Here is a 23,526-nt window from a genome sequence, read left to right as displayed (position 1 = left end):
ACCGGAGCGCGCTGTCCGACACTGCGGTTTTTCCGCAACGGAGTGCCGCCATGTTCAGCCACATCACCGTCGGTTCCAATGATCTTGCGGTCTCGCGCCGCTTCTACGACGCACTGTTCGCAGCCATCGGCGGCCGACCGGGCATGACCGATGAAGATGGAAAACTGGTCTACGTCAAGGACGGGCGGATGTTCATCGTGACCCCGCCCATCGATGGCCAGCCGGCGTGCCACGCCAATGGCGGCACGATTGGTTTCGCGCTGGAGACTCCGCAGGCAGTTCACGCCTGGCAGGACGCAGGCATCGCCCACGGCGGCAGCGCCATCGAAGATCCGCCGGGCGTACGCCACAAGGCCGGGCGGCAGCTGTACCTGGCCTACCTGCGCGATCCCGACGGCAACAAGTTGTGCGCCGTGCACGTGATGCGCTGAACTTCGCGGCGCGCGCGTGATACCACGCGCGTGCTGTCCCTGTGCTGTCATCGCGCGACAGCACTTCATCCTGCGTCCACCGCCGTTCAGCCAGAATCCGCCGGCTCACTCTTTGATCGACCGGAGAACGCCGCCCCGTGGAAGCCCTGGAGCCGCAACAATCCCCGGTGCGCACCCTGCGGCCTGTATTCGCCTTCGCGGCGATCATCGTCGTGGCGTTCGCGCTGTTCGTCAGCCTCTATCCGATCGGTGCCGGTCGCCTGCTGCTCAGCGCACAGGACTGGGCGGCACTCAACGTTGGCTGGTACTACCTGCTGGCGATGACCCTCTATCTGGTGTTCGTGGTCGGCGTGGCGCTGTCCAAGTATGGTGGCATCAAGCTCGGTGCCGACCATGACGAGCCCGAGTTCAGCTATCTCTCCTGGGCGGGCATGCTGTTCGCCGCGGGTATCAGCATCACCCTGTTCTTCTTCTGTGTCTCCGAGCCGCTGACCCATTACCTGCAGCCGCCGCAGGGCGCTCCCGCCGCCGGTGAGGCCGGCGCGCGCCAGGCCATGCAGCTGCTGTTCCTGCACTGGGGCCTGCATGGCTGGGGCGTGTTCGCGCTGGCGGCAATGGCCATGGCCTACTTCGCCTATCGCCACAACCTGCCGTTGGCGCTGCGCTCGGCGCTGTATCCGCTGATCGGCAAGCGCATCAACGGACCGATCGGCTACACCGTGGACGCGCTGGGCATCGTCGCCACCGTGTTCGGCATCGGCGCCGACATGGGCTTCGGTGTCCTGCACCTCAACGCCGGGTTGTCGCACCTGTTCGACATCCCGCACTCGAACTTCGTGCAGATCGCCCTGGTCGCCAGCATGATGGGGGCGGCGGTGGCCGTGGCAGTGTCCGGCGTGGAGAAGGGGGTCCGCTGGATGGCCAACATCAACATGCTGCTGGCGATCGCGCTGGTGCTGTTCATGCTGTTCGCCGGGCCCACCCAATACCTGTTCGGCACGTTGATGCAGAACCTGGGCGACTATCTGGGCAGCGTGGTCGGCAAGAGCTTTGACGTGTACGCCTATGGTGGACGGCCGGCATGGTTGGGCGGCTGGACGGTGTTCTACTGGGCCTGGTGGATCGGCTGGGCGCCGTTCGTCGGCCTGTTCATCGCCCGCATCTCGCGCGGACGTACCATTCGCGAATTCGTGTTCGGCGTGCTGCTGATTCCGCTCGGCTTCACCCTGGCCTGGTTGTCGATCTTCGGCAACAGCGCGCTGGACCAGGTGCTGCACCATGGCCAGCAGCAGCTGGCACAGCTGGCCGTGGATGACCCACCGACCGTGCTGTACGCATTGCTTGATGGTTATCCGTGGAGCCGCACGGTGATCGCGGTGACCGTGCTGGTCAGCTTCATCTTTTTCGTGACATCGGCCGATTCGGGCGCGGTGGTGCTGTCCACGCTGTCGTCGCACGGCGGCGCTCCGGAAGACGATGGCCCGCGCTGGCTGCGCGTGTTCTGGGGCACGGTGATCGCCGTGCTCACCGCAGGCCTGCTGCTGGCGGGCAGCATCGATGCGTTGAAGTCGGCGGTGGTGCTGGCGTCACTGCCATTCTCGGCGGTGCTGCTGCTGATGATGTGGGGCCTCACCCGAGCCTTCAGTGACGAATCGCACCGCAAGCGCGCGCTGCAGTACCGGCCATCGCCGCTGATCGGCGACGATCGCCACCACCAGGGCTGGCGCCAGCGCCTGAGCCAGGCGATGCACTTCCCGGTGCGCGACCAGGTCTACCGCTTCATGGATGACACGGTGAAACCGGCGATGGAAGCCGTGGCCGAGCAGCTGCGCGGGCAGGGCTGGGATGTGCATACCCGCATCGAAGCCGGCGACATGGAACTTTCGGTCAACCATGGCGAGCAGCAGGACTTCCTGTATCGGGTGATCCTCCGCGGCTACCTGACGCCGTCGTTCGCCGCACAGCAACTGCGCAACCAGCGCTACTACCGCGCCGAGGTGCATCTGTTCGAAGGCAGCCAGGATTACGACCTGGTCGGATACAGCCGCAAGCAGATCATCAACGACATCATCAGCCAGTACGAGCGGCACCTGCAGTTCCTGCACCTGAGCCGGTGATGCACGACCGCTGCGATGGGTGCGGACCGTTGGTCCGCACACTCCGTGGAGCCGAGCCCACGCTCGGCTCCATCAAGCCGGTAGAGCAGCCGAGCATGGGCTCGGCGCTACATGTGCAGTTTCCGCATCAGAACCGGTAGCGTGCCCCCACCGTGACGAACTGGCCGCGCAGGTTGTACTGGCTGATGTCGAAGCCGTTGGAGCCGCCCGCGGGGTCGAACGGCGGGTCCCGGTCGGTCAGGTTCAACACGGACAGCGAAAGCGTGGTGTTGGCCAGGCCCTCGTACGCCACGTACAGGTCCAGCTGGTGATAGGGCTTGACGCGATCGCGCAGGCCCGGGTTGCTGGTGGCCGTCGCGACCCGCTGGTCGTAGCCGCTGACATATTGCAGGCTCAGCGTGCTGTTCCAGTCGCCCACCGCCCAGTTCAGTGACGTGGTGCCACGGGTGCGCGGCAGCGCGCCGTGGCGGTTGTTGCCCGCGCCGTCATAGGGCGCCTGACCGGCTACCAGGGGCTGCTTGAAGCTGAGCAGATGGGTCCAGCTGCCGGCGAGGGTGAGGTTGCCCCAGCCGTCGGTGCGGAAGGTGCGGCTGGCCTCCAGGTCGAGACCGGACGTGGTCAGCTCCCCCTGGTTGGCGTACTGGTTGGTGATGAACTGGATGCGACCCTGCGCATCGCGCTGGACCCGGCCCGGAAACAGGGCGGGATTGTCGACGATGAACTGTGCGCTGTCGGGCTTGACCAGGTTGTCCTGCTCGATGCGGTACCAGTCCAGGCCGATGCTGCTGTCAGTGTCCGGCGACCACACCGCGCCAACGTTGAGATTGCGCGAGCGTTCGGCCTTCAGGTCGGGATTGCCGGTGCGGATGTTGGTGACACCGCGGCTGCCACCGGGCTGCAACGGGTCGAGCGGGTCGATCACCGATCCGTAGCTGACCGTCTGCCCGGGTGCGATTTCCGGCAGCGAGGGAGCGCGGAAACCGCGCGAGAACGAACCGCGCAGCAGCAGGCTGTCCAGCGGCTGCCAGCGCAGCGCGAACTTCGGCGAGAACGCCTTGCCGAAGTCGTCGTAGCGGTCGCCGCGTCCGGCGACCTGCAGTTCCAATGTGCGATGCAACGGTACGCTGAACTCGGCGTAGGCGGCGCTGACCTGCCGCTCGCCATCGACCACGTTGATCGCGGGCCGCAGCTCCGTTCCGGACAGCACCTGCGCACTTGTCCGTGCATCCAGCGATTCCTTGCGGAACTCCGCGCCCCAGGCGAAGCCGACCGCGCCGGCCGGCAGCTCCCACAGCGACGTCGATGCCTTGAGGTTCAGAGAGTGCAGCTGGTACCAGCCCGGGCGCTTGGTCTGCAGGCGCAGCGCGTCAAGCGCGGCCGGCGTGCTGGCCGGGTCGAGGAAGTTGTAGCTGCCATCGCGCAGGATCTGCTCGAATGCGTAGCGGTTGATGAAGTTGTCCACGTACTCGCGCTGCTCGCTCTGCGAGGTCAGCGCGGCGACCTCCCAGTCCCAGCGCTCGCCCTGGCCACGCACGCCGGCCAATGCACGGTAGAACACCTGCGTGTTGTCCTTCAGGCGCGGGCCGAGATCGAAGAACGTGTACTCGAAGGGCAGGGGAGCGCTGCCCGGGTTGTTCGGATGCCCGACCGGCAGCACTGCCGGAATGTCGAGCAGGGTGCCGGTGGCGGGGTTGTAGGCGCGCAGGCCCGGGCCGACGGTCAGTGGCGCGCTGAAGATCTGGTCGGCCGTGTTGTGGCTGTAGAGCACGTCGGCGAAGGCTTCGACGTTGTCGCTGAAGCGGTAGGTCGCGCTCAGCGAGGCCTGCAGGCGTTCGGCACCGGGCTGCAGGGTCTTGAACGGCTGCGCATTGAACGCGCAGGCCTGGCCGGGCAGGCTGCTGCCGAAGTCGCTGTAGGGCCGCAGCTGGCTGCCCTCGGGGCAGGGCGAGAATGGCTGCGGCGCGCGCGGGTTCGCCAGCCAGTTGCCACCGGCAGTGGACCAGCCGGCCAGGCGACCACCGGGCTTGTCGCGGAAATCGCCGCTGCGGGTATAGGCGCGCTGGTCGGCGTCGAGCCGATCGCGCTTGAGCAGGTCCAGCCCGAACAGCACGTTCCAGCCCTGCTGTTCGAGGTCGCCGAAACCGGCCAGCAGATTGGCCTTGCGTTCGTCGAGGCCGCCCTGGGTGGCCGTACCGAAGCCGCCGCCCACTTCCACGCCCTGGAAGTTCCTGCGCAGGATGATGTTGATGACACCGGCGATGGCATCGGAGCCATACACCGCCGAGGCGCCGTCCTTCAGTACTTCAATGCGCTCGACCGCGCTGATCGGCAGCGCATTGAGATCGACGAAGGTGTCCTGGGTATTGAGGGCGAAACCAAAGTTGGCCACCCGATAGCCGTTGACCAGCACCAGGGTGTTCTTCGGCGACAGCCCGCGCAGGCCGATCGACGCCGAGCCCGCCGCGAAGCTGCCGGTGTACTGCTCGTCGAAGCTGTTGCCGGCATTGGCCGACAGGTTGCGCAGCACGTCGGTCAACGTGCTGCGACCGGTCTGTTCGATCTGTTCACGGCTGACGATCTGCACCGGGTTGGGGCCGGCGGTGTCGCTGCGCTTGATGTTGGATCCGGTCACCAGCACGGTGCCGAGCGTGGTGCTGTCCTTGCCGGTATCGGTGGTTTCAGCAGCGCCGGCAGCGCCGGCGGTAAGTCCCAGCGCGATGGCGCCGGCAAGCAGGTTCAGGGTGGTGCGGTACATGGAAGCGACAACGCCGGACAGAAGAGGAGCCGCCAGTACCGCATGCGCTCGCCTGCGCCTTCCAATGACGAAAGCGCATTCAGTTATACATCACAGGTTCTTAACGAGTGACTGGCCCTGTTATCGACCGGTGCTGCGCATTCCTCTCAGGGGTCAGATCCCTTTCCAACGGAAAGGGATCTGACCCCGGTTGGCCGACCGTCAAGGCCGCAAGAGCACCTTGCCGTTGCGGCCGGAACCTGCGCCGGCTTTGACCGCCGCAGCGATATCGTCGAGTGCGAACACCTGTTCCACCGGCAGCGTCAGTTCGCCGCCGGCTGCACGCTGCAGCAGTTCGCCCACCAGCCGTCGCTTGTCGTCCACCGCCATCGCCTGGCTGACCTTGCTGCCCCAGAAGCCTTTCACGGTGGCTTCCTTGTAGATCAGGCCTCCGGCGGGGATGCGCATGGGCTCGCCGCTCATCACGCCGAAGGACACCAGCGTGCCGTGGTGGCCGAGCAGGTCGACCAGGTCACCGCTGGCGTCGCCGCCGATGGAATCCACGGCGGCCGCCGCCTGCGCTTCACCGGTCACTGCACGCACGCGGTCCTTCCAGCCGTCCACCGAGGTATCGAATACATGATCGATGCCGAGCGCCTGCAGCTGCGCGACTGCATCGGCGTTGCGCACCAGGTTGGCCACATGGACACCACGTGCCCGCGCCAGCATCGCCAGCGACTTGCCGACCGCGCCATTGGCGGTGTTCTGCACGATCCATTGGCCTGGCTCGACATGCAGGAATTCCAGCAGCATCAGCGCACTGAGCGGCATGGCAATCAGCTGCGCAGCGGTCTCATCGGGGATCGATTCCGGCATCGGAATCACCATCCGTGCCGGCGCGATGAACGCTTCGGCCCAGGTGCCGTGCACCGAGGCGGCAGCGACACGCTGACCGACCCGAAGGCCGTCGACGCCGTCGCCAACCGCGTCGACCACGCCCAGTGCCTCGCTGCCACCGATCGCCGGCAGCGTCGGCTTGTAGCCATACAGGCCGCGTACGGTCAGCAGATCGTGGTTGTGGATGGAGGCCAGCACGGTACGGATGCGCACCTCGCCAGGACCAGGTTCAGGCAGGGCGGCCTCGGCGACGGCAAGGACGTCGGACGGGTCACCGAAGGAGGAGTACTGGGCAGCGCGCATGGGGGATGTTCCGCGGAAAGTGGAGGTTGTATCGAAGTGGGGATGCGTGCGGCGTCGACAAGGCGGCGCAGACGCAACACGGCATCCTGCGACGGTTCGTCGCGGAGGGCGCTATTTACTGCATCTTGTGTTGACGATATCGATTATCCCCACTATGTTGGGGCTGTCACTCCCGGTCAGCCGCCGCCGCCGGACGATGCAAGACACGTCCCGCGGCCCGCCCCTGAAGGCTTGCCGTGTCGACGCGGCCGCCCTCGTGCGGACTCAGGTCGCCCCCACGGCCCGGATACCGGCCGCAGGCGCAGGCACTTGCCGACGATCTGGTGTTCCCGCGCTTTGGCATCCCACCCGATCGCCCCGTGCGCCGGTATCGCGTGCAGGGCCGCCATGGCATCGGCGCAATCGTGCGTGCGAGCCTGGAGACGCAGGACCATGACCGAATACACCTACCGCGCGGCCGATCCGGCCGGCGCCGGCGACGCCTTGCGCGCCGGTGGCGAGCGCGTGCCGACCTGGATCACCAAGGAGGCCGGCAACCGACGCCTGCCGTTCGACGCCGGGCGCCTGGAGCGCAGCATCGACGCCATCCATGCCGAGTTCCCGCAGCTGGACGTAGCCGACTACCGCCGCGTGGTACAGGCGATGGTTGAGCGCAAGCCCAGCATCAGTGCCGACGACCTGGTGGACCTGCTGATCCGCGAGGCGGAATCCCGTGTGGACCTGGTCGCGCCGGACTGGGAGCGGTTCGCCGCCCGCATCTACCTGCGCCGCCTGTACAAGCGCGCCAGCCGCAACCGCTTCTACGATGTCAGCCTGAAGTACGGCTCGTACGTAGGCCTGCAGGAGAGCCTGGCCGACCGTGGCGTCTACAGCAATGACATCCTGCGCTGCTACTCGAAGGAGGAGCTGCAGCAGGCCGGAGAGATGATCGATCCCGACCGCGACCGTCTGTTCGCGTACAACGGCCTGTACCTGCTGGCGACGCGCTACCTGGCCAGCGACCGCAGCCGCGAGGTGTATGAGTTGCCGCAGGAGCGCTGGCTGACCATCGCCCTGTACCTCATGCAGGAGGAGAAGCCGCGTGAGCGGCGGATGCAGCTGGTCGGCGAGGCCTACTGGGCGCTGTCGAACCTGTACATGACGGTGGCCACGCCGACGCTGGCCAACGCCGGCAAGGTCGGTGGACAGCTGTCCAGCTGCTTCATCGATACAGTGGACGACAGCCTGCAGGGCATCTATGACTCCAATACGGACATTGCCCGCGTGTCCAAGCACGGCGGGGGTGTCGGCGCCTACCTGGGCTACGTGCGCAGCAGCGGTGCACCGATCCGTGGTGTGCCCAACTCGTCCGGCGGCGTAGTGCCCTGGATCAAGCAGCTCAACAACACCGCGGTATCGGTCGATCAGCTCGGCCAGCGCAAAGGCGCGGTGGCGGTATACCTGGACATCTGGCACCGCGACATCGAGGCCTTCCTCGATCTGCGCCTGAACAACGGCGACCAGCGCCTGCGCGCGCATGATGTGTTCACGTCGGTCTGCGTCCCCGATCTGTTCATGGAGGCGGTCGAGCGTCGGGCCGACTGGTACCTGTTCGACCCGCATGAAGTGAAGCAGGCCAAGGGCTGGTACCTGCAGGACTTCTACGATGAGACGCGCGGTGCGGGCAGCTTCCGCGACCGCTACGCGGAGCTGGTGGCCGACGAGCGCATCAGCCGGCGCACCGTGCGCGCGATCGATCTGTTCAAGCGCATCATGCTCAGCCAGCTGGAGACCGGAAATCCATTCCTGTTCTACCGCGATGAAGTCAATCGCAGGAACCCGAACAAGCACGCGGGCATGGTCTATTCCAGCAACCTGTGCACGGAGATCCTGCAGAACATGAGCCCGACGCGGATGATCCAGGAGATCGTCAGCGGCGACCAGATCGTCACCACCCGCCGCGCCGGCGATTTCGTGGTGTGCAACCTGTCCTCGATCAATCTTGGACGGGCGGTCACCGCGCCGGACGATCTGCTGGCGAAGGACGTGCTGGAACGGCTGATCCCGATCCAGGTGCGCATGCTGGACAATGTGATCGATCTCAATGCCTTGCCGGTGCCGCAGGCCACGATCACCAACCGCAAGTACCGGGCCATCGGCCTGGGCACGTTCGGCTGGCATCACCTGCTGGCGCAGCAGGCGATCCCGTGGGAATCGCCGGAGGCCGAGGCGCTGGCCGACCGCCTGTACGAACGCATCAACTTCCTGACCATCCAGGCCAGTGCCGAACTGGCGAAAGAGAAGGGCCACTATCCGATGTTCGCCGGCAGCGACTGGCACACCGGCCGCTACTTCAGCGACCGCGATTACCGTGATGCGGCCTGGCAGGGCCTGGCGCGTGAGGTGGCCCGCCATGGTCTGCGCAATGGCTGGCTGCTGGCGGTCGCGCCGAACATGAGCACCGCCCAGATCGCCGGTTCCACTGCCTCGATCGATCCCATCTACAGCGCGTTCTACTACGAGGAGAAGAAGGACTTCCGACGGCCGGTCGCGGCCCCCGGGCTGTCGCTGGAGACCTGGCCGTACTACGAGAAGGGCGCCTACAAGGTGGACCAGTTCGCCAGCGTCCGGCAGAACGCCCGGCGCCAGCGCCATGTGGACCAGTCGATCAGCTTCAACCTGTATGTGCCCAGCACCATCCGTGCGAGCACGTTGCTGGAGCTGCACCTGAGCGCATGGCGCGCGGGACTGAAGACCACCTACTACGTGCGCTCCAACGACATCGACATCAGCGAATGCGAGTGGTGCTCGAGCTGATCGCTGCGCCCCAGCCGCGGTAGCGCCGGGCCATGCCCGGCGAGCGCACCGCGCGGCCACCGTACATTCCGCCGGGCACGGCCCGGCGCCATCCTCAGCAGGTAACACCATGGCAACGCCGCTTGACCGCATCAAGATCCTTGAACCACGCCATCCCAACCGCAGCACCGGCATCATCAACGGCCGCACCAGCGGCATACTGAACTGGAACGACATTCCGTACCCCTCGTTCTATCGGGCGTACAAGGAACTGTCGACCAACTTCTGGATCCCCGACGAAGTGGACATGAAGCTGGACGCACGCCAGTACGGTGAACTGTCCGGACGCGAGAAGAACGCCTACGACTCGATCATCGGCCTGCTGGCCACGCTCGATTCGCCGCAGACCCGGTTCATCTACAACGTCGCCGAGTACATCACCGATCCGGCCGCGCATGCCAATGCGGCGATCATCGGCCAGCAGGAAGTGATACATAACGAAAGCTACAGCTATGTGCTCGCGTCGATCACCGATCTGCCCAACCAGAACCGGGTGTTCGAACTGGCCCGCACGCATCCGACCATCATCAGCCGCAACGCGCCGATCATGCAGGCGTACGACGACTTCATGCGCGACAAGACTGCGGAGACGCTGCTGAAGTCGCTGATCCAGTCGTCGATCCTGGAGGGCATCAACTTCTATTCCGGCTTCGCCTACTTCTACAACCTGGTGCGGCAGAACCGCATGACCGGCACCGGCAAGATCATCAGTTTCATCAACCGCGACGAGCTGGCCCATACCAAGTTCATCAGCGAGGTGATCCGCGCCATCGTCGGCGAGAATCCGGAACTGCAGACCAACGAGCTGACGGCTTACGTACACAGCGCCTTCGAGCATGCCATCACGCTGGAGACGCAATGGTCGTCGGAAGTGCTGGATGGCATCGACGGCATCGATGTGGACGAGATGGTGCGCTACGTGAAGTACCGCGCCAACAAGATGGCCGGCATGCTGGGTATCGAGCGGCTGTACAGCGATACGACCGACAATGTGATGCCGTGGATCAAGGCCTACGCCGACAACTTCACCGAAACCAAGACCGACTTCTTCGAGATGCGCAATGCAAGTTACAAGAAGACCAACGTCGACAACGGCTTCGACGATCTCTGAGCGGGGGCCGGCGCTGGGCATCCTGATCGTGGTCGCCTCGCTCAGTGGCAATACCCGGGAGCTGGGACGGCAGATCGCCGAGCGGTGTCGCGCGGCGGGTCACGCGGTGCATTGGCAGGAGGCCGACGACCTGCGCCAGCCGGCTCCGCTGGCGGCCGATGGAGCCGACCTCGTGCTGCTGGGCAGCTGGACCGACAACGCCGGGCGCACACCGGCGGAGATGAAGGCGTGGGTGGCCGGCATTGCCGGGCAGGGTCAGTGGCCGCGACAGGTGGCGGTGTTCGGCACCGGTGAGACACAGTGGGGCCAGGAGTACTACTGCGGCGCCGTGCACCGCCTGATCCGCTACTTCCACAGCAGCTACCCGCCGCTGGAGATTGAACAGATGCCGCACGGCGAGCGCCACGCCGCAGCCATCGACGCCTGGACCGACGCGGTCCTGGCCCATTATCGGAGTACCACCGATGCAGATCATCGACGCCACCACGCCTGAGCAGCTCCAGCAGCTGCTGGCCGAACATCCCCGGGTCCTGGTGGATTTCCACAAGGACCAGTGCCCGGGCTGCCGGATGCTGGAGATGTCCCTGCAGCGTGTCGCCAGCAGCGGCGCGGGGCAGGGCATGACCCTGCTGCGGGTGCAGCTGGAAGTGCTGGGTGAAACCTTCTTCAGGGAGCTGGGGCTGCGCCAGACACCAACGCTTGCGCTGTTCCGTGACGGCAACGAACGCATCCGCCTGGCCGGATTCCAGTCGCCACAGCAGATCGAGGCTGCCATCGCCCTGCATCTGTAGAGCGGGGCCACGCTCTACAGCGCTGCACGCGTGCGTCGAGCATGGCCCGGTGGCGGCCCTCGGCCGTCAGGCGGCGGCGAAGGTGTCGACCAGCAGCTTCACATTCAATGCCACGATCACCAGCGCGATCAACCAGGCGATCGTACCCAGCCACCGCGGCGCCACCAGTGCGCCCATGGTCACCTTGTCGGTCACGATCCGCACCAGGGGAATGATCGCGAACGGCAGCTGCATCGACAGCACCACCTGGCTCAGCACCAGCAGCTTCACCGCGCCCTGGTCGCCGAACAGCACGATCACCACCACCACCGGAATGATCGCCAGCGCCCGGGTCAGCAGCCGCCGCAGCCAGGGCGGCAGGCGAAGGCGCAGGAAGCCCTCCATCACGATCTGCCCGGCCAGCGTCGCGGTCACCGTGGAATTCAGGCCCGATGCCAGCAGTGCCACCGCGAACAGCGTCGCCGCGGCGCCCACGCCCAGCATCGGTGCCAGCAGCTGATGCGCCTGCTCGATGTCTTCCACGTCGAAGCGACCGTTGGCATGGAATACGGCTGCGGCCAGGATCAGGATGCTGGCATTGATGAACAGTGCCAGCGTCAGGGCCAGCGTGCTGTCGGTCACCGCCCAGCGCAGCGCGCTGCGGCGACCCTCGTCGGTACGCGGGTACGCTCGGGTCTGCACGATGGACGAGTGGAGGTACAGGTTGTGCGGCATGACCGTGGCGCCGATGATGCCGATCGCGATGTACAGGGCGTGCGGATCGGTGACCACCTGTGCGCGTGGAATGAAGCCGCCAAGCACCGCCATGACAGGCGGCGCGGCCATCGCGATCTGGACCACGAAGCAGGCGAAGATCACCATCAGCAGCGCGATGACGAAGGCCTCCAGCGCGCGGAAGCCGCGGTTCATCAGCAGCAGCACCAGCAGCGTGTCCAGCGCGGTGATCACTGCACCCCACAGCAGCGGCAGGTCGAACAGCAGTTTCAGTGCGATGGCGGTGCCGATCACCTCGGCCAGGTCGCAGGCGATGATGGCTGCCTCGCACAGCGCCCACAGGGCCAGGTTGACCGGCTTCGGGTAGCGCGCGCGACAGGCCTGGGCCAGGTCCAGCCCGGTGGCGATACCCAGCCGCGCCGAGAGCGCCTGCAGGATCACCGCCATCAGATTGGACACGAGGATGACCGACAGCAGGAGGTAGCCGAAGCGTGAGCCGCCGGCCAGGTCGGTGGCCCAGTTGCCAGGGTCCATGTAGCCGACCGAGATCATGTAGCCCGGGCCGAGGAACGCCAGCAGGCGGAACCACCAGTGGCCCTTGTCGGGTACCGCCACCGAGGCATTGAGTGCACCCAGGCTGGCCGGGGCAGGGGCCGAAGGGTCATCGGGCGCCAGGGTGTTCATGTGCTTAATATAGCCACTGCTATATCCAATAGCAATGTGAAACAATCGTCTTTATCGCGTCACTGGTCCAGAATTCAGCTTCATTCCCGGACGACTTCGGCAGGACAGGCGCACGCGTGGGCAAGAGCGACGATTCGACATCGCCAAAGAATCCCCCCTTGATCGAGGCCGAGCGCCAGGTCGAGAGCTTCCGGCAGGTGCGCGAGGCGCACCGGATGGAACTGGTGGAGGACTATGTCGAGCTGATCTCGGACCTGCTGGCCGATGGCGGCGAGGCCCGCCAGGTCGACATCGCCACCCGCCTGGGGGTGGCGCAGCCGACGGTGGCGAAGATGCTGCGGCGGCTGGCCCGCGACGGCTGGGTCGTGCAGCGGCCCTATCGTGGTGTCTTCCTGACCGCCGAGGGCGAGGCGCTGGCCCATGCCAGTCGCCAGCGGCACCAGACGGTGGAGCGCTTCCTGTTGGCGTTGGGCGTGGATGCCGATACCGCCCGGCGCGATGCCGAAGGCATCGAGCATCATGTCAGCGAGCAGACGCTGGCGCTGTTCGAAGCATTCGTGCGCAAGGCCGAGGGCGGGTAGGGCCGGTGCCCGCGATCTGAAGGGTGGCGGTAGCGCCGGGCCATGCCCGGCGGCTGCATACGCTCGGAAGGAGGGGTAGCGCCGGGCCATGCCCGGCGGCCGTGGAAGGAGCCGCAGATCACTCAAGCGGCGGGCAGCGCGCCTGTTCCTGCGCGCATGCCCGTGCCTGCCACTGCTTCAGCACAGGCTGCAGACCCTCATAGCGCCGTCCATGCCACCCCTTCGCCAGCACGCGACCTTCCGCGTCGATCAGCACCAGATTGGGCGGCGCGGTGCCGGCCAGGGCCTGCAGCATCGGCATGCGCGCGGCCCTGCGCGGGTCCAGCACCGGCCACGGCATGTCCTGGCGGCGCATGTAGCGGCGCAGCGCGGCCTCGCTCTCATCCTGGCTGACGTACACCACCTCGGTGTCCGCACCGGCCTCGCGCAGTGCGTCACGCACGCTGCGCAGGGTCGGCACGAAGGCATGGCAGGGCGCGCACCAGTCCGCACCGAAGTACAGCGCGATCAATCGCGGCGGCGGCGACCACTGCATCGGGCGCAGCGATCGCGCCTCTGGTCGCATCAGCGACGCCGAGACCTGCGCGTGCAGATTCTCTGCCGCGACCGGCGCGGCCAGCAGCGCGCTGCCGGCGCACAGCAGAACGCGCAGTGCTTCAGAACGCATAGCGCAGGCTGACATACCACGAGCGCGCGAAGCGGGGCCCGTAGACGTAGTCGCTGTCGCGCAGCGCGCCGGCTTCAAGATCCTTCTGCCGCTGGTCGAACACGTTCTTGACTCCGGCTGCCACGGACACCTCCTGTTCGGCGCCCACCCCGAGGTGGCGATGCCAGCGGGCACCCAGGTCGGTCACCCAGAAGGCACGGGTGCGGTGCAGTTCACCCAACCGGTTGTTCAGCACCGGCATTGAACCGGTGTGGCGCAGCGCGATGAAGGTCTCCCACGGTTCTGAAGGCAACCAGCCGAGCTGGGCCAGCCCGGTCCAGCGAGGGGTCTTGAGGTAGTCGCGGCTGTCGATCACGGTGTCGCCGCCCTCGCCGGTGTCATCGAAGATGCGCTGGGGTTCGCGGAAGCGCGAGCGGTACCACGATGCGCCCGCGGTAAGACGCCATTGCGGCGAGGGTTGCCAGCCCAGATTGGTTTCCATGCCCAGTACGTCCGAGCCCGAGGCGTTGTAGCGCAGCTGGCCGAGCCGGCCGTCGGCGCCGCGCAGGATCTCGCCCAGCGCGAAGGTGTCACGGATGCGCGCGTAGGAGGCGGTGGCGTCCCACGTCCACACCGGCTCGGCCGGATCCGAACGCCAGTCGAAGCCGAGCAGGGTGGTCAGCGCACGTTCCTCCCTCAGGCCCTCGGCATTGCGCACGCGCACCTGCTCGCCACCGAGCGTGTCCACATGCACATCCTCGACGAAGATTTCCGGTGCGCGGAATCCGCTGGCAATGCCCGCCCGCCACTTCACGTTCTCCGTGGCCTGCCAGGCCAAGGCGACACGCGGTGAGAGCACCGCGTTGTCCAGTTCGGAACTCTTGTCCACGCGCGCGCCGATCACCAGGTCGATGTCCTCGCGCAGGCTCCATTCGTCCTGCACGAAGGCGCCCAGGTTGTGGAAGCTGGCGTCCTCCAGCACGGCCAGGCGCTGGCCGTCACCGGTCCGGTTGTCGTCGCGCAGGCGCTCGTGCTTGTACTGCACGCCGAACGCCAGGGCATGCGCGCCCAGCCGCCAGTTCAACTGGCTGTCGAGGTAATGCAGCGGATTGTGCGTGCGTCCGTATTGCCGCCAGGAGCGCGAGGCGGCGCTGCCGGCCACGGTGGGGTCCAGCTCGGAGGGATCGTATCCGGCTGCCGACGGGTCGGTGACCACATCGCCGAGACCGCCATAGAAGCTGTCGCGATCGATGTCGGCGAAGGCATAGGCGAGGCGGAAGTCGATGTCCGGGCTTACGTCCTGGTCCCAGGACACGCTGCCACGCCGGTACGTGGTGTCGAGCGATTCTGCGATGTTGGCCAGATACTCCGGCTGGTCAAGGCGGTTGCCGCCGCGCCGGGTTTCATCGGTGACCTGCACGTCCACGCGCAGCCGTGTTCCCGGTGTGGGCGCATACCACGCCTGCAGTCCACCGACCTTGAGATCCTTGCGCGTGATCTCGGTGTAGTCATCACCGTTGTAGTCGATGCCACTGTTCCAGTTGCGCTGGGCGATCACAGACAGCCCGGCATCGACCTGCGCGGCGACCAGATCCAGCCGGGCATCTGCATTCTTCTGCGGCGTGCCACGCAGCACATCCACGCCGGCCTGCACATGGCCACCACTGCGCGAGGGCAGGGGCGGAACCAGGTTGATCACGCCGGCCACCGCGCCGGGTCCATACAGCGCCGAGCCACCGCCCTTGACCACTTCGATGCGATCGACGAAGCCGGCGGGAATCTGCTCCAGGCCGTACACGCTGCCCAGCGTGGACAGCAGCGGGATGCCGTCGAACAGCAGCTGGTTGTAGGCACCCGGCAGGCCCAGCAGCTGCACTTCGCTGGTGTTGCAGTTCTGGCAGTTGCTTTCCACGCGCAGGCCATTGATCAGTTCGACCGCACGGGAGAAATCGGTGGCCGCACGCAGCGCGATGTCCTCCCTGCGCAGCACTTCGGTACGGATCGGCACATCGGCAAGCAGGCGCTCGCTGCGCGTGGCGGTACTGACCTTGACCTGCACCCGGTCCAGCTGCGTGGGCGAGGGCGTGCCGGCTAGTACCGGGGTCGACAGGGCAAAGAAGATGGCGGTGGCCAGCGGAAGGTGGCACGGCGGCACGGCGTGGGGCATGGAGGCGTCGTCCTTGGGGAAGAGAGCGGCGAGGGCGACCTGGCTGGTGCACATGAAAGCAAATGCTCATAGATATAGCAATGGCTATATCAAGCGCGACGCTGCTTTCATGGGCACGGCGCAGGGCGCCTCATCAGGAACGACGGTGTTATAACATTACAATAGACGACGTCACCCCTGCCGGATGTCATATCCGGCAGGGGTGTTCAGGCGCGGGTTCCGGGCGGGACGCCGGGTGTCACCAGGCGGCGCGCAGGCCGACCTGTGCACCGTGGTTGCGATAGCCGCTGTCGCCGCGCTGCACGCGCAGGTCGCCCCAGGCACTCCAGCGTTGCCCCAGCTGCAGCTGCGCGCCCGCCTGCATTTCGTAGCGGCTGTCGGGCGTCTTCGCGCTCAACAGCTCTTCGTTGAAGCGCATCGAGGGATCTCGCTGGCCGCGCAGCCAGTTGACCGCCAGGAAGGGTTGTACGCGATTGCCGCGCAGGGTGCTCTGTCCAAACAGACGCACACCCAGCCGACTGTTCAGCCCGATGCTGCGGCCATCCTCGACCCGCGTTCCGTTGTCCTCAACCAGGCTGTCACTGTCGTAGTCGGTCCAGGTCAGCTGTGCCTGCGGCTGCAGGTACAGAGTGCTGGCCTCGCGGGTGCGGATCGCCCAGGCGTAGCCGAGCTCCAGCGACGCGCTGCGGACGTCCGCATCGTAGGTTTCCGCCGCAATGCCCTCGCCCTGCACATCATTGTCGAAGCGGGCAGCCTGCACCCAGCCGTCCACGTACAGACCGCCGCTGCTCTGTGCATCCTGTACCCAGCCCAGGTACACGCCTGCCGATTTGCCCTTGATCCTGCCGCGGGTGCCATAGCCGGACAGCATGGAGACTGCGCGGGTGGTGGCGTCGCCGGTGCCGAGCATCACGCCCACCTGGCCGCGCCCGTCGCTCCAGCGCCACAGATCGCTGCCCAGCTGCAGGACGTTGAGATGCGTGCGAGCATCGACCTGGCCGGCAATGCTGGCCCGCAGCTGGTCGCGACCCGCGCGGACCCAGGTTCCGATGCGCGCACGATCAAAGCCCGGTTCGCCGCGATCGTGGCGGCGTACCTGGAACATCTGCTCGGCCGCGATCTGGTTGGCCAGATAGGCACCGGGCTCCGGGCGCAGCACGGGATCGGGGTCAGGATCGGGAGGAGGAATCACCGGATCCTCCGGATCGCACTCCGGCAGGGAAGGATTGATATCGCACGGATTGCCCGTGTAGGCCGAGGTCAGGTACCAGTTGCCGTTGGCCGTCGTGGCCGAGCCTTTGTGCAGGAAGTACTCGTACATGCCGCCGATGGCGCGGCCCTGCAGCGCGAAGCTGCCGTTGCTGGCGCCATCGACCTGGACCATCAGGATGCCGTCGACCGTCTGCGCGCCAGCGCCAGCGACGTTGTTGACAATGACGTTGGTGGCGCCGCTGGTGGCGCCGGTCACATGCAGGCGCGAACTGGCGGCGTCGTCGCCGGCCAGCACGGTGTTGAAATGGAGGGTGCCGCCGTTGCCGGTGTAATCGCCATTGACGGTCAACTGCGGATACGCCGCCTGACCTTCCGCGCCGAGCAGGATGTGGCTGCCCGCGCCGAGGGTGAGGTTGCCGGTGCTGCTGTCGCCGGACAGCGTCCAGCGTCCGCCCTGGTCGACGATCACCTCAGCCGGGCCGGTGATCTGTCCGGTCAGCACCAGCCCATCGAGGAAGCGCAGGGTCGTGCTGGCGGTATCGGCGATGACGAAGTTGCCGTTGAGGGTGGACGTGCGGGCGGTGAAATCGAGTGCCAGATCGGGGTCGACTTCCACCAGATTGCCGTTGCCACCGATGAGCGTTGCGCCGTTCTGGACGGTGAGGCGTGAAAGTTCGGACAGACGGCTGAAAGTCTGTACCACCTTTACGGCTGGGCCACTGGCTCCTTCGACACGCGAGCCGTCGATCAGCACATGCCAGTCGGCCGGATCTGCATAGCTCGGCTGGCCTGCGGTGGAATAGTCCAGGCGCAAACCGATGTCGCTGCCGATTGCGCGGGAACCTTCCGTCAGTTCAAACGAGCCGGCGATCATGCGGATTCCGGTTCCGCCGGAGAAGCTGGTTGCACGGGCGATGATGGTACCGCCAGCCGCCACCTGGCCGCCGACATCACCAGCGGACACCGAACTGTCGCTGATCTGCACCCGGCTCAACGGCTGAGGGGAGGCACTGATGAGGCCCGCAAGCGCCAATCCGACACCATTGGCGTCCTGATTGACGATGGTCGAGCCCGTGATGGTGCCTTCCGCATTGGTGAACGAGAAGCCGAATCGTGCATTGCTGGTAAAGAGGGTGTCGCTGGCGTTGACAACAGCACCAGGGCCCTGGCGTGTCTCCACGCTACCCACTCTGACGCCATTGAGGTTCAATGTTCCGCGGACGGAAAAATCACGGCCCTCATAAGGGCTTCCCGGATCCACCGTCAGCGTGGTGCCGGCCGGGACCGAAACTGACTGGGCATGACCTGTCAGCGGCACGCCGACGCAGGCCGCCAGGGCCAGCGCAAGCGGAGCGACCTGCGCGGGCAGGGCGCGTGAAGCGGACTTCATCGTGTACATGGGATCTCTCCAATGCGTTGGATGGGGCCCGTCCCCACAGGCCAAAGGCAACACTCTGCGGGGCGACAGCCTGCAGAGCCATGCAACTTTTCCAGAAGCTGCGGCGGCGTCCATCCAGCTGTGGAGGGCCTATTCAGCTGCGGAGCTCGCGCATGCTGGATAGTCCTGCGGAAGTGAAAACGGCATGAAGCCCCTGTCGAAGCGAGGCGAACCCCGTTTCACCGATCTAAATCGTGATGCAAGTCACAGACTGGCGAGGTCGTGGCGCCCAGCAATGCTGCATTGCGGCATTCCGGCGCAAAGCGGCAACGGTCTGGAGCCTGGCGATCAGCCGCGGCGGAAGGCGGCCGGGGTGCGGGCGCCGACGATGATCATGCGGATCATCGTGGAGATCTGTTCGACCAGTTCCGGATCCTTCTCCGGCGGCAGGTCCATCGCGGTGGCACCCATCGCGAACACCAGGCGGGTGATCGCCTTGGCCACCAGTTCCGGTGCATGCAGCACCGCGCCGTCGAGGGCCGCCAGGCGCACCAGGTCGTGCTGCAGCTCTTCCTCGAAGTAATGCAGCTCGCGCTCGACAGCGTGCTTGAAGTCATCCGAGCCGACCGCACCTTCGCGCAGCAGGACGTGCAGCAGCTTGTCGTCTGCGCGCAGCTGCTCCATGAAGGTCTCCACTGATACCCGCACCACGCTGGTGGCGGAGGAGGTCGCGCGCTGCCGCGCCTCGCCGATGATGGTGCGCAGCGAGCGGCCGGCCACATCGATGAGGGCCACGGCAAGTTCGTCCATGTCGCGGAACTGCCGGTAGAAGCTGTTCGGCGCGATGCCTGCCTCACGCGCGACCTCGCGCAGGCTGAGGGTGGACAGGCTGCGGTGCGGGCCGATCAGCTTCAGGGCTGCGGCCAGCAGATCTTCGCGGCTCACCGTACGGCGGGCCGGGCTCTGCGCATCTTCGGGTATCGACAGGACGGTGGCAGCGGCCATGAGGGTTCCGGTGGGGCAAGGCTGAATCATACCCAATCCGGTTCAATATACACGTGTATACACAGGTGTATGTGCGCCCGTATAGTGGCTGCCATGAGCGCTGTCGTCCGTCCGTCCCCGTTTTCCCTGCACCGCTGGCTGTCGCCCACGCTGTTCGATTTCTGGGCCGGCCAGCTCAATCCGTTGTGGACGCTGCGCGAGCCCTTGGCACGCCTGGTCCGACGCGAACCAGCGGGCGAGGGCGCGGCCACCCTGGTCCTGCGTTGCAACCGGCACTGGGCCGGCATGCGCGCCGGCCAGCACGTCACCCTCGGCGTCGAGCTTGAGGGGCGGGTATGGCAGCGCAGCTACAGCCCGACCCGGCTGAGTGGCCGCGAACTGGCCATTACCGTCAAGGCCGTGGAAGGGGGGCGGGTCAGCCAGCACCTGGTGAACCAGGCGCGGCCGGGAGACCTGTTCCGTATCGATGCCGCCTTCGGTGACTTCCATATGCCGGCCGCCGCGCCGGTGCTGCTGCTGGCGGCGGGCAGCGGCATCACGCCGATGCGCAGCCTGCTGCGCGAGGCCTGCCAGCGACCGCTGGGCGCGCCGGTGGACCTGTTCTACTGGGAACGCACGGAAGCCTCCATCCAGTTCCGTGACGAACTGCATACGCTGGCGGCAGCGACGCCGGGCCTGCGCGTGCACCTGCTGACCACCCGCGAGGGCGAGGTGCCGGCCGCGCGCATCGATACCCACGCCCTGCAGATTCCCGGCGATGACACTCCGCTGGCACAGCGCCATGTACTGGCCTGTGGCCCGGACGGCTTCGTTGCCGCCGCGCGCCGCCGCCTTGCGCATCAGGTGGCCGGTTTCCAGGCGGAGGCCTTTACGCCGCCCGCGCCGCTGCTGGATGCCGCCGGAGAAGGCGAGGTGTCGCTGACCCTGGCACGCAGTGGGCGCCAGCTGCGCGTGCCGCGTGGCCGCTCCCTGCTGGAGAGCCTGGAAGCGCAGGGCATCAAGCCCCGGCACGGCTGCCGCATGGGCATCTGCAACAGCTGCAGTTGTGAACGCGTCAGTGGCGCTACCCGCCATCTGCGCACCGGCGATACGCATTCCGAAGCGGCGCAGCCCGTACGGATCTGCGTGAGTGCGCCGACCACCGACCTGACCCTGGATCTCTGAGGAACCGTTGCCATGACCCGCGCTACCGACCGTGCCCTGAGTCCTGCCGAAATGAACGCCTTCGGCCAGGAACTCGACGCGATCCGCGACCGTGTGATCGGCAGTCTCGGCGCGTCCGATACGCGCTATATCCGGCGCGTGGCCGCGGCCGTGCGCTGGTTCGGCGTCGGCGGCCGCAGCCTGCTGTTCCTGGCGGCGTTCTCGCCGCTGCTGTGGGCACCGCTGCTGTGGCCGGCCGCCATCGCTGGCACGCTCATGCTGGCGCTGTCGAAGATCCTGGAGAACATGGAGCTGGGCCACAACGTGATGCACGGCCAGTTCGACTGGACCGGCGACCCGAAGTTGAACGGCAACACCTACGAGTGGGACATCGTTGCCACCGCCGACAACTGGCGCAAGACCCACAATTTCCGCCACCACACCTATACCAACGTGCGTGGCATGGACGATGACATCGGTTATGGCCTGCTGCGGATCTTCCCGGAACAGCGCTGGAAGCCGTTCTATCTGCTGCAGCCGATCATCGCACCGATCTTCGCGCTGCTGTTCCAGTGGGGCGTGGCTGCCCAGGACCTGCGCCTGGGGCGCTGGCTGAAGGGCCGCATCAGCAGCCGCGCGATGTGGCTGCAGACCCGTCCGGTGGCGCGCAAGATGCTGCGCCAGGTGCTGAAGGATTACGTGCTGTTCCCGCTGCTGGCCGGCCCGTTCTTCCTGACCGTGATGCTGGGCAACCTGGTCGCCAACGGCCTGCGCAACATCTGGACCTACGTGATCATCTTCTGCGGCCACTTCACCGCTGAATCGGAGACGTTCCCCAAGGAGTGCCTGCGCAACGAATCACGTGGCCACTGGTACCTGCGCCAGCTGCGTGGCTCGTCGAACATCAGCGGTGGTTTCCTGATCAACGTGTTGTCGGGCAACCTCAGCCACCAGATCGAGCACCACTTCTATCCGGATCTGCCGGCCAACCGCTATGCGGCCATCGCCAAGGAAGTGAAGGAGATCTGCCTTCGCTACGGTCAGCACTACAACAACGGTTCGCTGCCACGGCAGTTCGGCCAGGTGGTCTGGCGCATCCTGCGGCATGCCTTCCCGAGCAAGCCGCGCCGCCTGCCGATGCCGGACATCATGACGGCGCCGGCACCGGCCAACGCAGGCTGATCGATACGGCCGGCCTGTGCGGCCGGCTCAGCCCGCGCTCTCCTGCGGCGCCGGCTGTTCGCGCTGCAGCCGCCGCAGAAACACCTGCATTTCCTTCCGAGCCTGCTCATCGCCCTGGTGGCTGGCCACGCTCAGGCCCCGTTGCCATGCCTCGCGCGCCGCCTGCGGCTGGCCACCCGCCAGCCAGGCCTTGCCCAGCAGTTTCCACGCCGCCGAGTAATGCGGATCGAGTGCCACGCAGCGGCCCAGATGGGTCGCCGCGCGCGCCGGATCGCCGGCGTCGAGCCAACCCTTGCCCAGCCCGAAGCGCAGCAGCGCGCTGTCGTGGCCGTTGGCGAGCAGGTCCTCCAGTGCCTCGATGGTCATGTCTGTACCTCCCGCAGGGTGTCCAGCGGCCCCGGCAGGAAGCGGCCACGGTGGAACATCAGCGGCGCACCGCCGGTCTCATTGATCTCGATGATGCGGCCGGCCAGCAGCAGGTGATCACCCACCGGCCATTGCGCATGACGGGTGCAGGTCAGGTGCGCGACCGCGCCGGCGATGCGCGGCGGCGCGTCGTCTTCGTCTGGAAGCAGGGGTACGCCGTCGAAACGATTGCGCACCTGGGGATCGGCGAACGTGCGCGCCAGTGCTTCCTGGTCCGCGCCCAGCACGCTGATCGCGAAGCGCGTGGCGCGCTGGAAGGCCTGCAGGCTCTGTGCGTGCAGGGCCAGGTTCCACAGTACCAGCGGCGGCTGCAGCGACACCGGCACGAAGGAATTGATGGTCAGGCCCAGCGGTGTGCCCCGTGCGTCGCGGGTGCAGACGATGGCCACGCCGGTAGGGAAGTGGCCGAGCAGCCGCCGCAATGCACGCGGCGGCAGACTGACCGAGGGTACCGGAGCCGGGGCGGGGAACACCCCTGCCCACGGCCCGGCGTAATGGGGAGTGCCGGCGCTCATGCGCCGCCCGCCTGGCGGTAGCGGCGACCGACTTCGGCCCAGTCGATGATGTTGAAGAACGCCCCGATGTAGTCCGGACGGCGGTTCTGGTAATGCAGGTAATACGCGTGCTCCCACACATCCAGGCCGAGGATCGGCGTGTTGCCGGACAGGCCGGCGGCCGCGCCCATCAGCGGGTTGTCCTGGTTGGCGCTGCTTTCAACCCGCAGGCGACCGTCGCGATCGCTGGTCAGCCAGGCCCAGCCGCTGCCGAAGCGGGTGAGCGCCACCTTGCTGAAGGCATCCTTGAAGGCATCGAAGCCGCCGAGGTCACGGTCGATGGCCGCCGCCAGCACCTCATCCGGCGTGCCGCCGTGTGCGCTGAGCACGGTCCAGAACAGGCTGTGGTTGGCGTGGCCGCCACCGTTGTTCCGGACCGCGCCGCGCTGGGCCTCCGGCACGGCATCGAGGCGGGCGATCAGCGCCTCGACCGGCTGTTCGGAAAGGCCGGCCTGCTCGACCGCGGCATTGAGGTTGCTGACGTAGGTCTGGTGGTGCCTGCTGTGGTGGATCTCCATCGTCCGCGCATCGAAATGCGGTTCGAGGGCATCGTAGGCATAGGGGAGCGGGGGAAGCGAGTACGACATCGAAGCAGTCTCCGTAGCGAAGGCCAGG

Annotated in this window: 19 protein-coding genes; 9 read left to right on the top strand and 10 right to left on the bottom strand. The window is 66.6% G+C overall.

Features of this window, described 5'->3' with window-relative positions:
• Positions 1 to 50: 50 nt before the first annotated feature.
• Together AC06FB_RS01740 and betT are read left to right on the top strand one after the other, a co-directional pair.
• The gene (locus AC06FB_RS01740) at positions 51 to 431 is read left to right on the top strand and encodes a VOC family protein (protein WP_065175235.1); all 381 of its coding nucleotides are present in this window, start codon (positions 51 to 53) and stop codon (positions 429 to 431) included.
• A 137-nt stretch (positions 432 to 568) separates the two neighbouring features.
• Complete coding sequence (gene betT / locus AC06FB_RS01735; protein WP_253118568.1) at positions 569 to 2,548, top strand: choline BCCT transporter BetT; 1,980 nt, start codon at positions 569 to 571, stop codon at positions 2,546 to 2,548.
• Positions 2,549 to 2,675: 127 nt separating this feature from the next.
• Here betT and AC06FB_RS01730 read toward each other — a convergent pair whose 3' ends face one another.
• Together AC06FB_RS01730 and AC06FB_RS01725 are read right to left on the bottom strand one after the other, a co-directional pair.
• On the bottom strand, positions 2,676 to 5,303 hold the full coding sequence (locus AC06FB_RS01730; protein WP_478053308.1) for a TonB-dependent receptor: 2,628 nt from the start codon (positions 5,301 to 5,303) through the stop codon (positions 2,676 to 2,678).
• Between the two features lie 201 nt (positions 5,304 to 5,504).
• On the bottom strand, positions 5,505 to 6,482 hold the full coding sequence (locus tag AC06FB_RS01725; protein WP_065175232.1) for a zinc-binding dehydrogenase: 978 nt from the start codon (positions 6,480 to 6,482) through the stop codon (positions 5,505 to 5,507).
• 432 nt (positions 6,483 to 6,914) lie between these two features.
• Here AC06FB_RS01725 and AC06FB_RS01720 point away from each other — a divergent pair, with 432 nt between their 5' ends.
• From AC06FB_RS01720 to AC06FB_RS01705, 4 genes are all read left to right on the top strand, one after another.
• A complete protein-coding gene (locus AC06FB_RS01720; protein ID WP_478053307.1) occupies positions 6,915 to 9,278 on the top strand; it encodes a ribonucleoside-diphosphate reductase subunit alpha in 2,364 nt (787 codons plus the stop codon).
• A gap of 109 nt (positions 9,279 to 9,387) precedes the next feature.
• Entirely contained in the window at positions 9,388 to 10,428 is a 1,041-nt protein-coding gene (locus AC06FB_RS01715) for a ribonucleotide-diphosphate reductase subunit beta (RefSeq protein WP_053517822.1), read from the top strand.
• 13 nt (positions 10,429 to 10,441) lie between these two features.
• Positions 10,442 to 10,921 (top strand): flavodoxin, encoded by a 480-nt coding sequence (locus tag AC06FB_RS01710; protein ID WP_478053323.1) that lies wholly within the window; start codon positions 10,442 to 10,444, stop codon positions 10,919 to 10,921.
• Positions 10,893 to 11,219 carry a thioredoxin family protein gene (locus AC06FB_RS01705; protein ID WP_053517820.1) on the top strand — a complete coding sequence of 109 codons (327 nt, stop codon included), beginning with the start codon at positions 10,893 to 10,895 and terminating at the stop codon, positions 11,217 to 11,219. The genes AC06FB_RS01710 and AC06FB_RS01705 overlap by 29 nt, the downstream gene beginning before the upstream one ends.
• 66 nt (positions 11,220 to 11,285) lie before the next feature.
• Here the strand turns inward: AC06FB_RS01705 and AC06FB_RS01700 are convergent, their stop codons facing one another.
• Positions 11,286 to 12,617 carry an Nramp family divalent metal transporter gene (locus AC06FB_RS01700; RefSeq protein ID WP_053517819.1) on the bottom strand — a complete coding sequence of 444 codons (1,332 nt, stop codon included), beginning with the start codon at positions 12,615 to 12,617 and terminating at the stop codon, positions 11,286 to 11,288.
• 116 nt (positions 12,618 to 12,733) lie between these two features.
• Between AC06FB_RS01700 and mntR the strand changes: the two genes are divergently transcribed.
• Complete coding sequence (mntR, locus tag AC06FB_RS01695; RefSeq protein ID WP_053517818.1) at positions 12,734 to 13,198, top strand: manganese-binding transcriptional regulator MntR; 465 nt, start codon at positions 12,734 to 12,736, stop codon at positions 13,196 to 13,198.
• A gap of 118 nt (positions 13,199 to 13,316) precedes the next feature.
• On the opposite strand, the gene AC06FB_RS01690 is transcribed toward mntR, so the two are convergent.
• The 4 genes from AC06FB_RS01690 to fabR all read right to left on the bottom strand — a co-directional run bounded on the left by AC06FB_RS01690 (position 13,317) and on the right by fabR (position 19,606).
• The gene (locus tag AC06FB_RS01690; protein ID WP_478053306.1) at positions 13,317 to 13,865 is read right to left on the bottom strand and encodes a thioredoxin-like domain-containing protein; all 549 of its coding nucleotides are present in this window, start codon (positions 13,863 to 13,865) and stop codon (positions 13,317 to 13,319) included.
• The gene (locus AC06FB_RS01685) at positions 13,855 to 16,011 is read right to left on the bottom strand and encodes a TonB-dependent receptor plug domain-containing protein (protein WP_478053305.1); all 2,157 of its coding nucleotides are present in this window, start codon (positions 16,009 to 16,011) and stop codon (positions 13,855 to 13,857) included. The genes AC06FB_RS01690 and AC06FB_RS01685 overlap by 11 nt, the downstream gene beginning before the upstream one ends.
• 238 nt (positions 16,012 to 16,249) lie before the next feature.
• Positions 16,250 to 18,622 (bottom strand): autotransporter family protein, encoded by a 2,373-nt coding sequence (locus tag AC06FB_RS01680; protein WP_478053304.1) that lies wholly within the window; start codon positions 18,620 to 18,622, stop codon positions 16,250 to 16,252.
• Between the two features lie 327 nt (positions 18,623 to 18,949).
• Complete coding sequence (fabR, locus tag AC06FB_RS01675; protein ID WP_053517811.1) at positions 18,950 to 19,606, bottom strand: HTH-type transcriptional repressor FabR; 657 nt, start codon at positions 19,604 to 19,606, stop codon at positions 18,950 to 18,952.
• Positions 19,607 to 19,699: 93 nt separating this feature from the next.
• On the opposite strand from fabR, the gene AC06FB_RS01670 reads away from it, so the two are divergent.
• Entirely contained in the window at positions 19,700 to 20,770 is a 1,071-nt protein-coding gene (locus AC06FB_RS01670; protein WP_478053303.1) for a ferredoxin reductase, read from the top strand.
• A 12-nt stretch (positions 20,771 to 20,782) separates the two neighbouring features.
• Positions 20,783 to 21,931 carry a fatty acid desaturase family protein gene (locus AC06FB_RS01665; protein ID WP_053517809.1) on the top strand — a complete coding sequence of 383 codons (1,149 nt, stop codon included), beginning with the start codon at positions 20,783 to 20,785 and terminating at the stop codon, positions 21,929 to 21,931.
• A gap of 27 nt (positions 21,932 to 21,958) precedes the next feature.
• Here the strand turns inward: AC06FB_RS01665 and AC06FB_RS01660 are convergent, their stop codons facing one another.
• The 3 genes from AC06FB_RS01660 to AC06FB_RS01650 are packed head-to-tail and all read right to left on the bottom strand — an operon-like array spanning position 21,959 to position 23,498.
• Complete coding sequence (locus tag AC06FB_RS01660; protein ID WP_053517807.1) at positions 21,959 to 22,297, bottom strand: tetratricopeptide repeat protein; 339 nt, start codon at positions 22,295 to 22,297, stop codon at positions 21,959 to 21,961.
• Entirely contained in the window at positions 22,294 to 22,872 is a 579-nt protein-coding gene (locus AC06FB_RS01655) for a flavin reductase family protein (protein ID WP_053517806.1), read from the bottom strand. The genes AC06FB_RS01660 and AC06FB_RS01655 overlap by 4 nt, the downstream gene beginning before the upstream one ends.
• On the bottom strand, positions 22,869 to 23,498 hold the full coding sequence (locus AC06FB_RS01650) for a superoxide dismutase (protein ID WP_478053302.1): 630 nt from the start codon (positions 23,496 to 23,498) through the stop codon (positions 22,869 to 22,871). Before AC06FB_RS01650 ends, AC06FB_RS01655 begins: the two co-directional genes overlap by 4 nt.
• Positions 23,499 to 23,526: the final 28 nt, after the last annotated feature.

The sequence above is a fragment of the Stenotrophomonas sp. Steno-C15 genome (assembly GCF_056393265.1).
The sequence above is the reverse complement of the archived record's forward strand: the minus strand, read 5'-3'. Positions and strand labels throughout refer to the sequence as shown.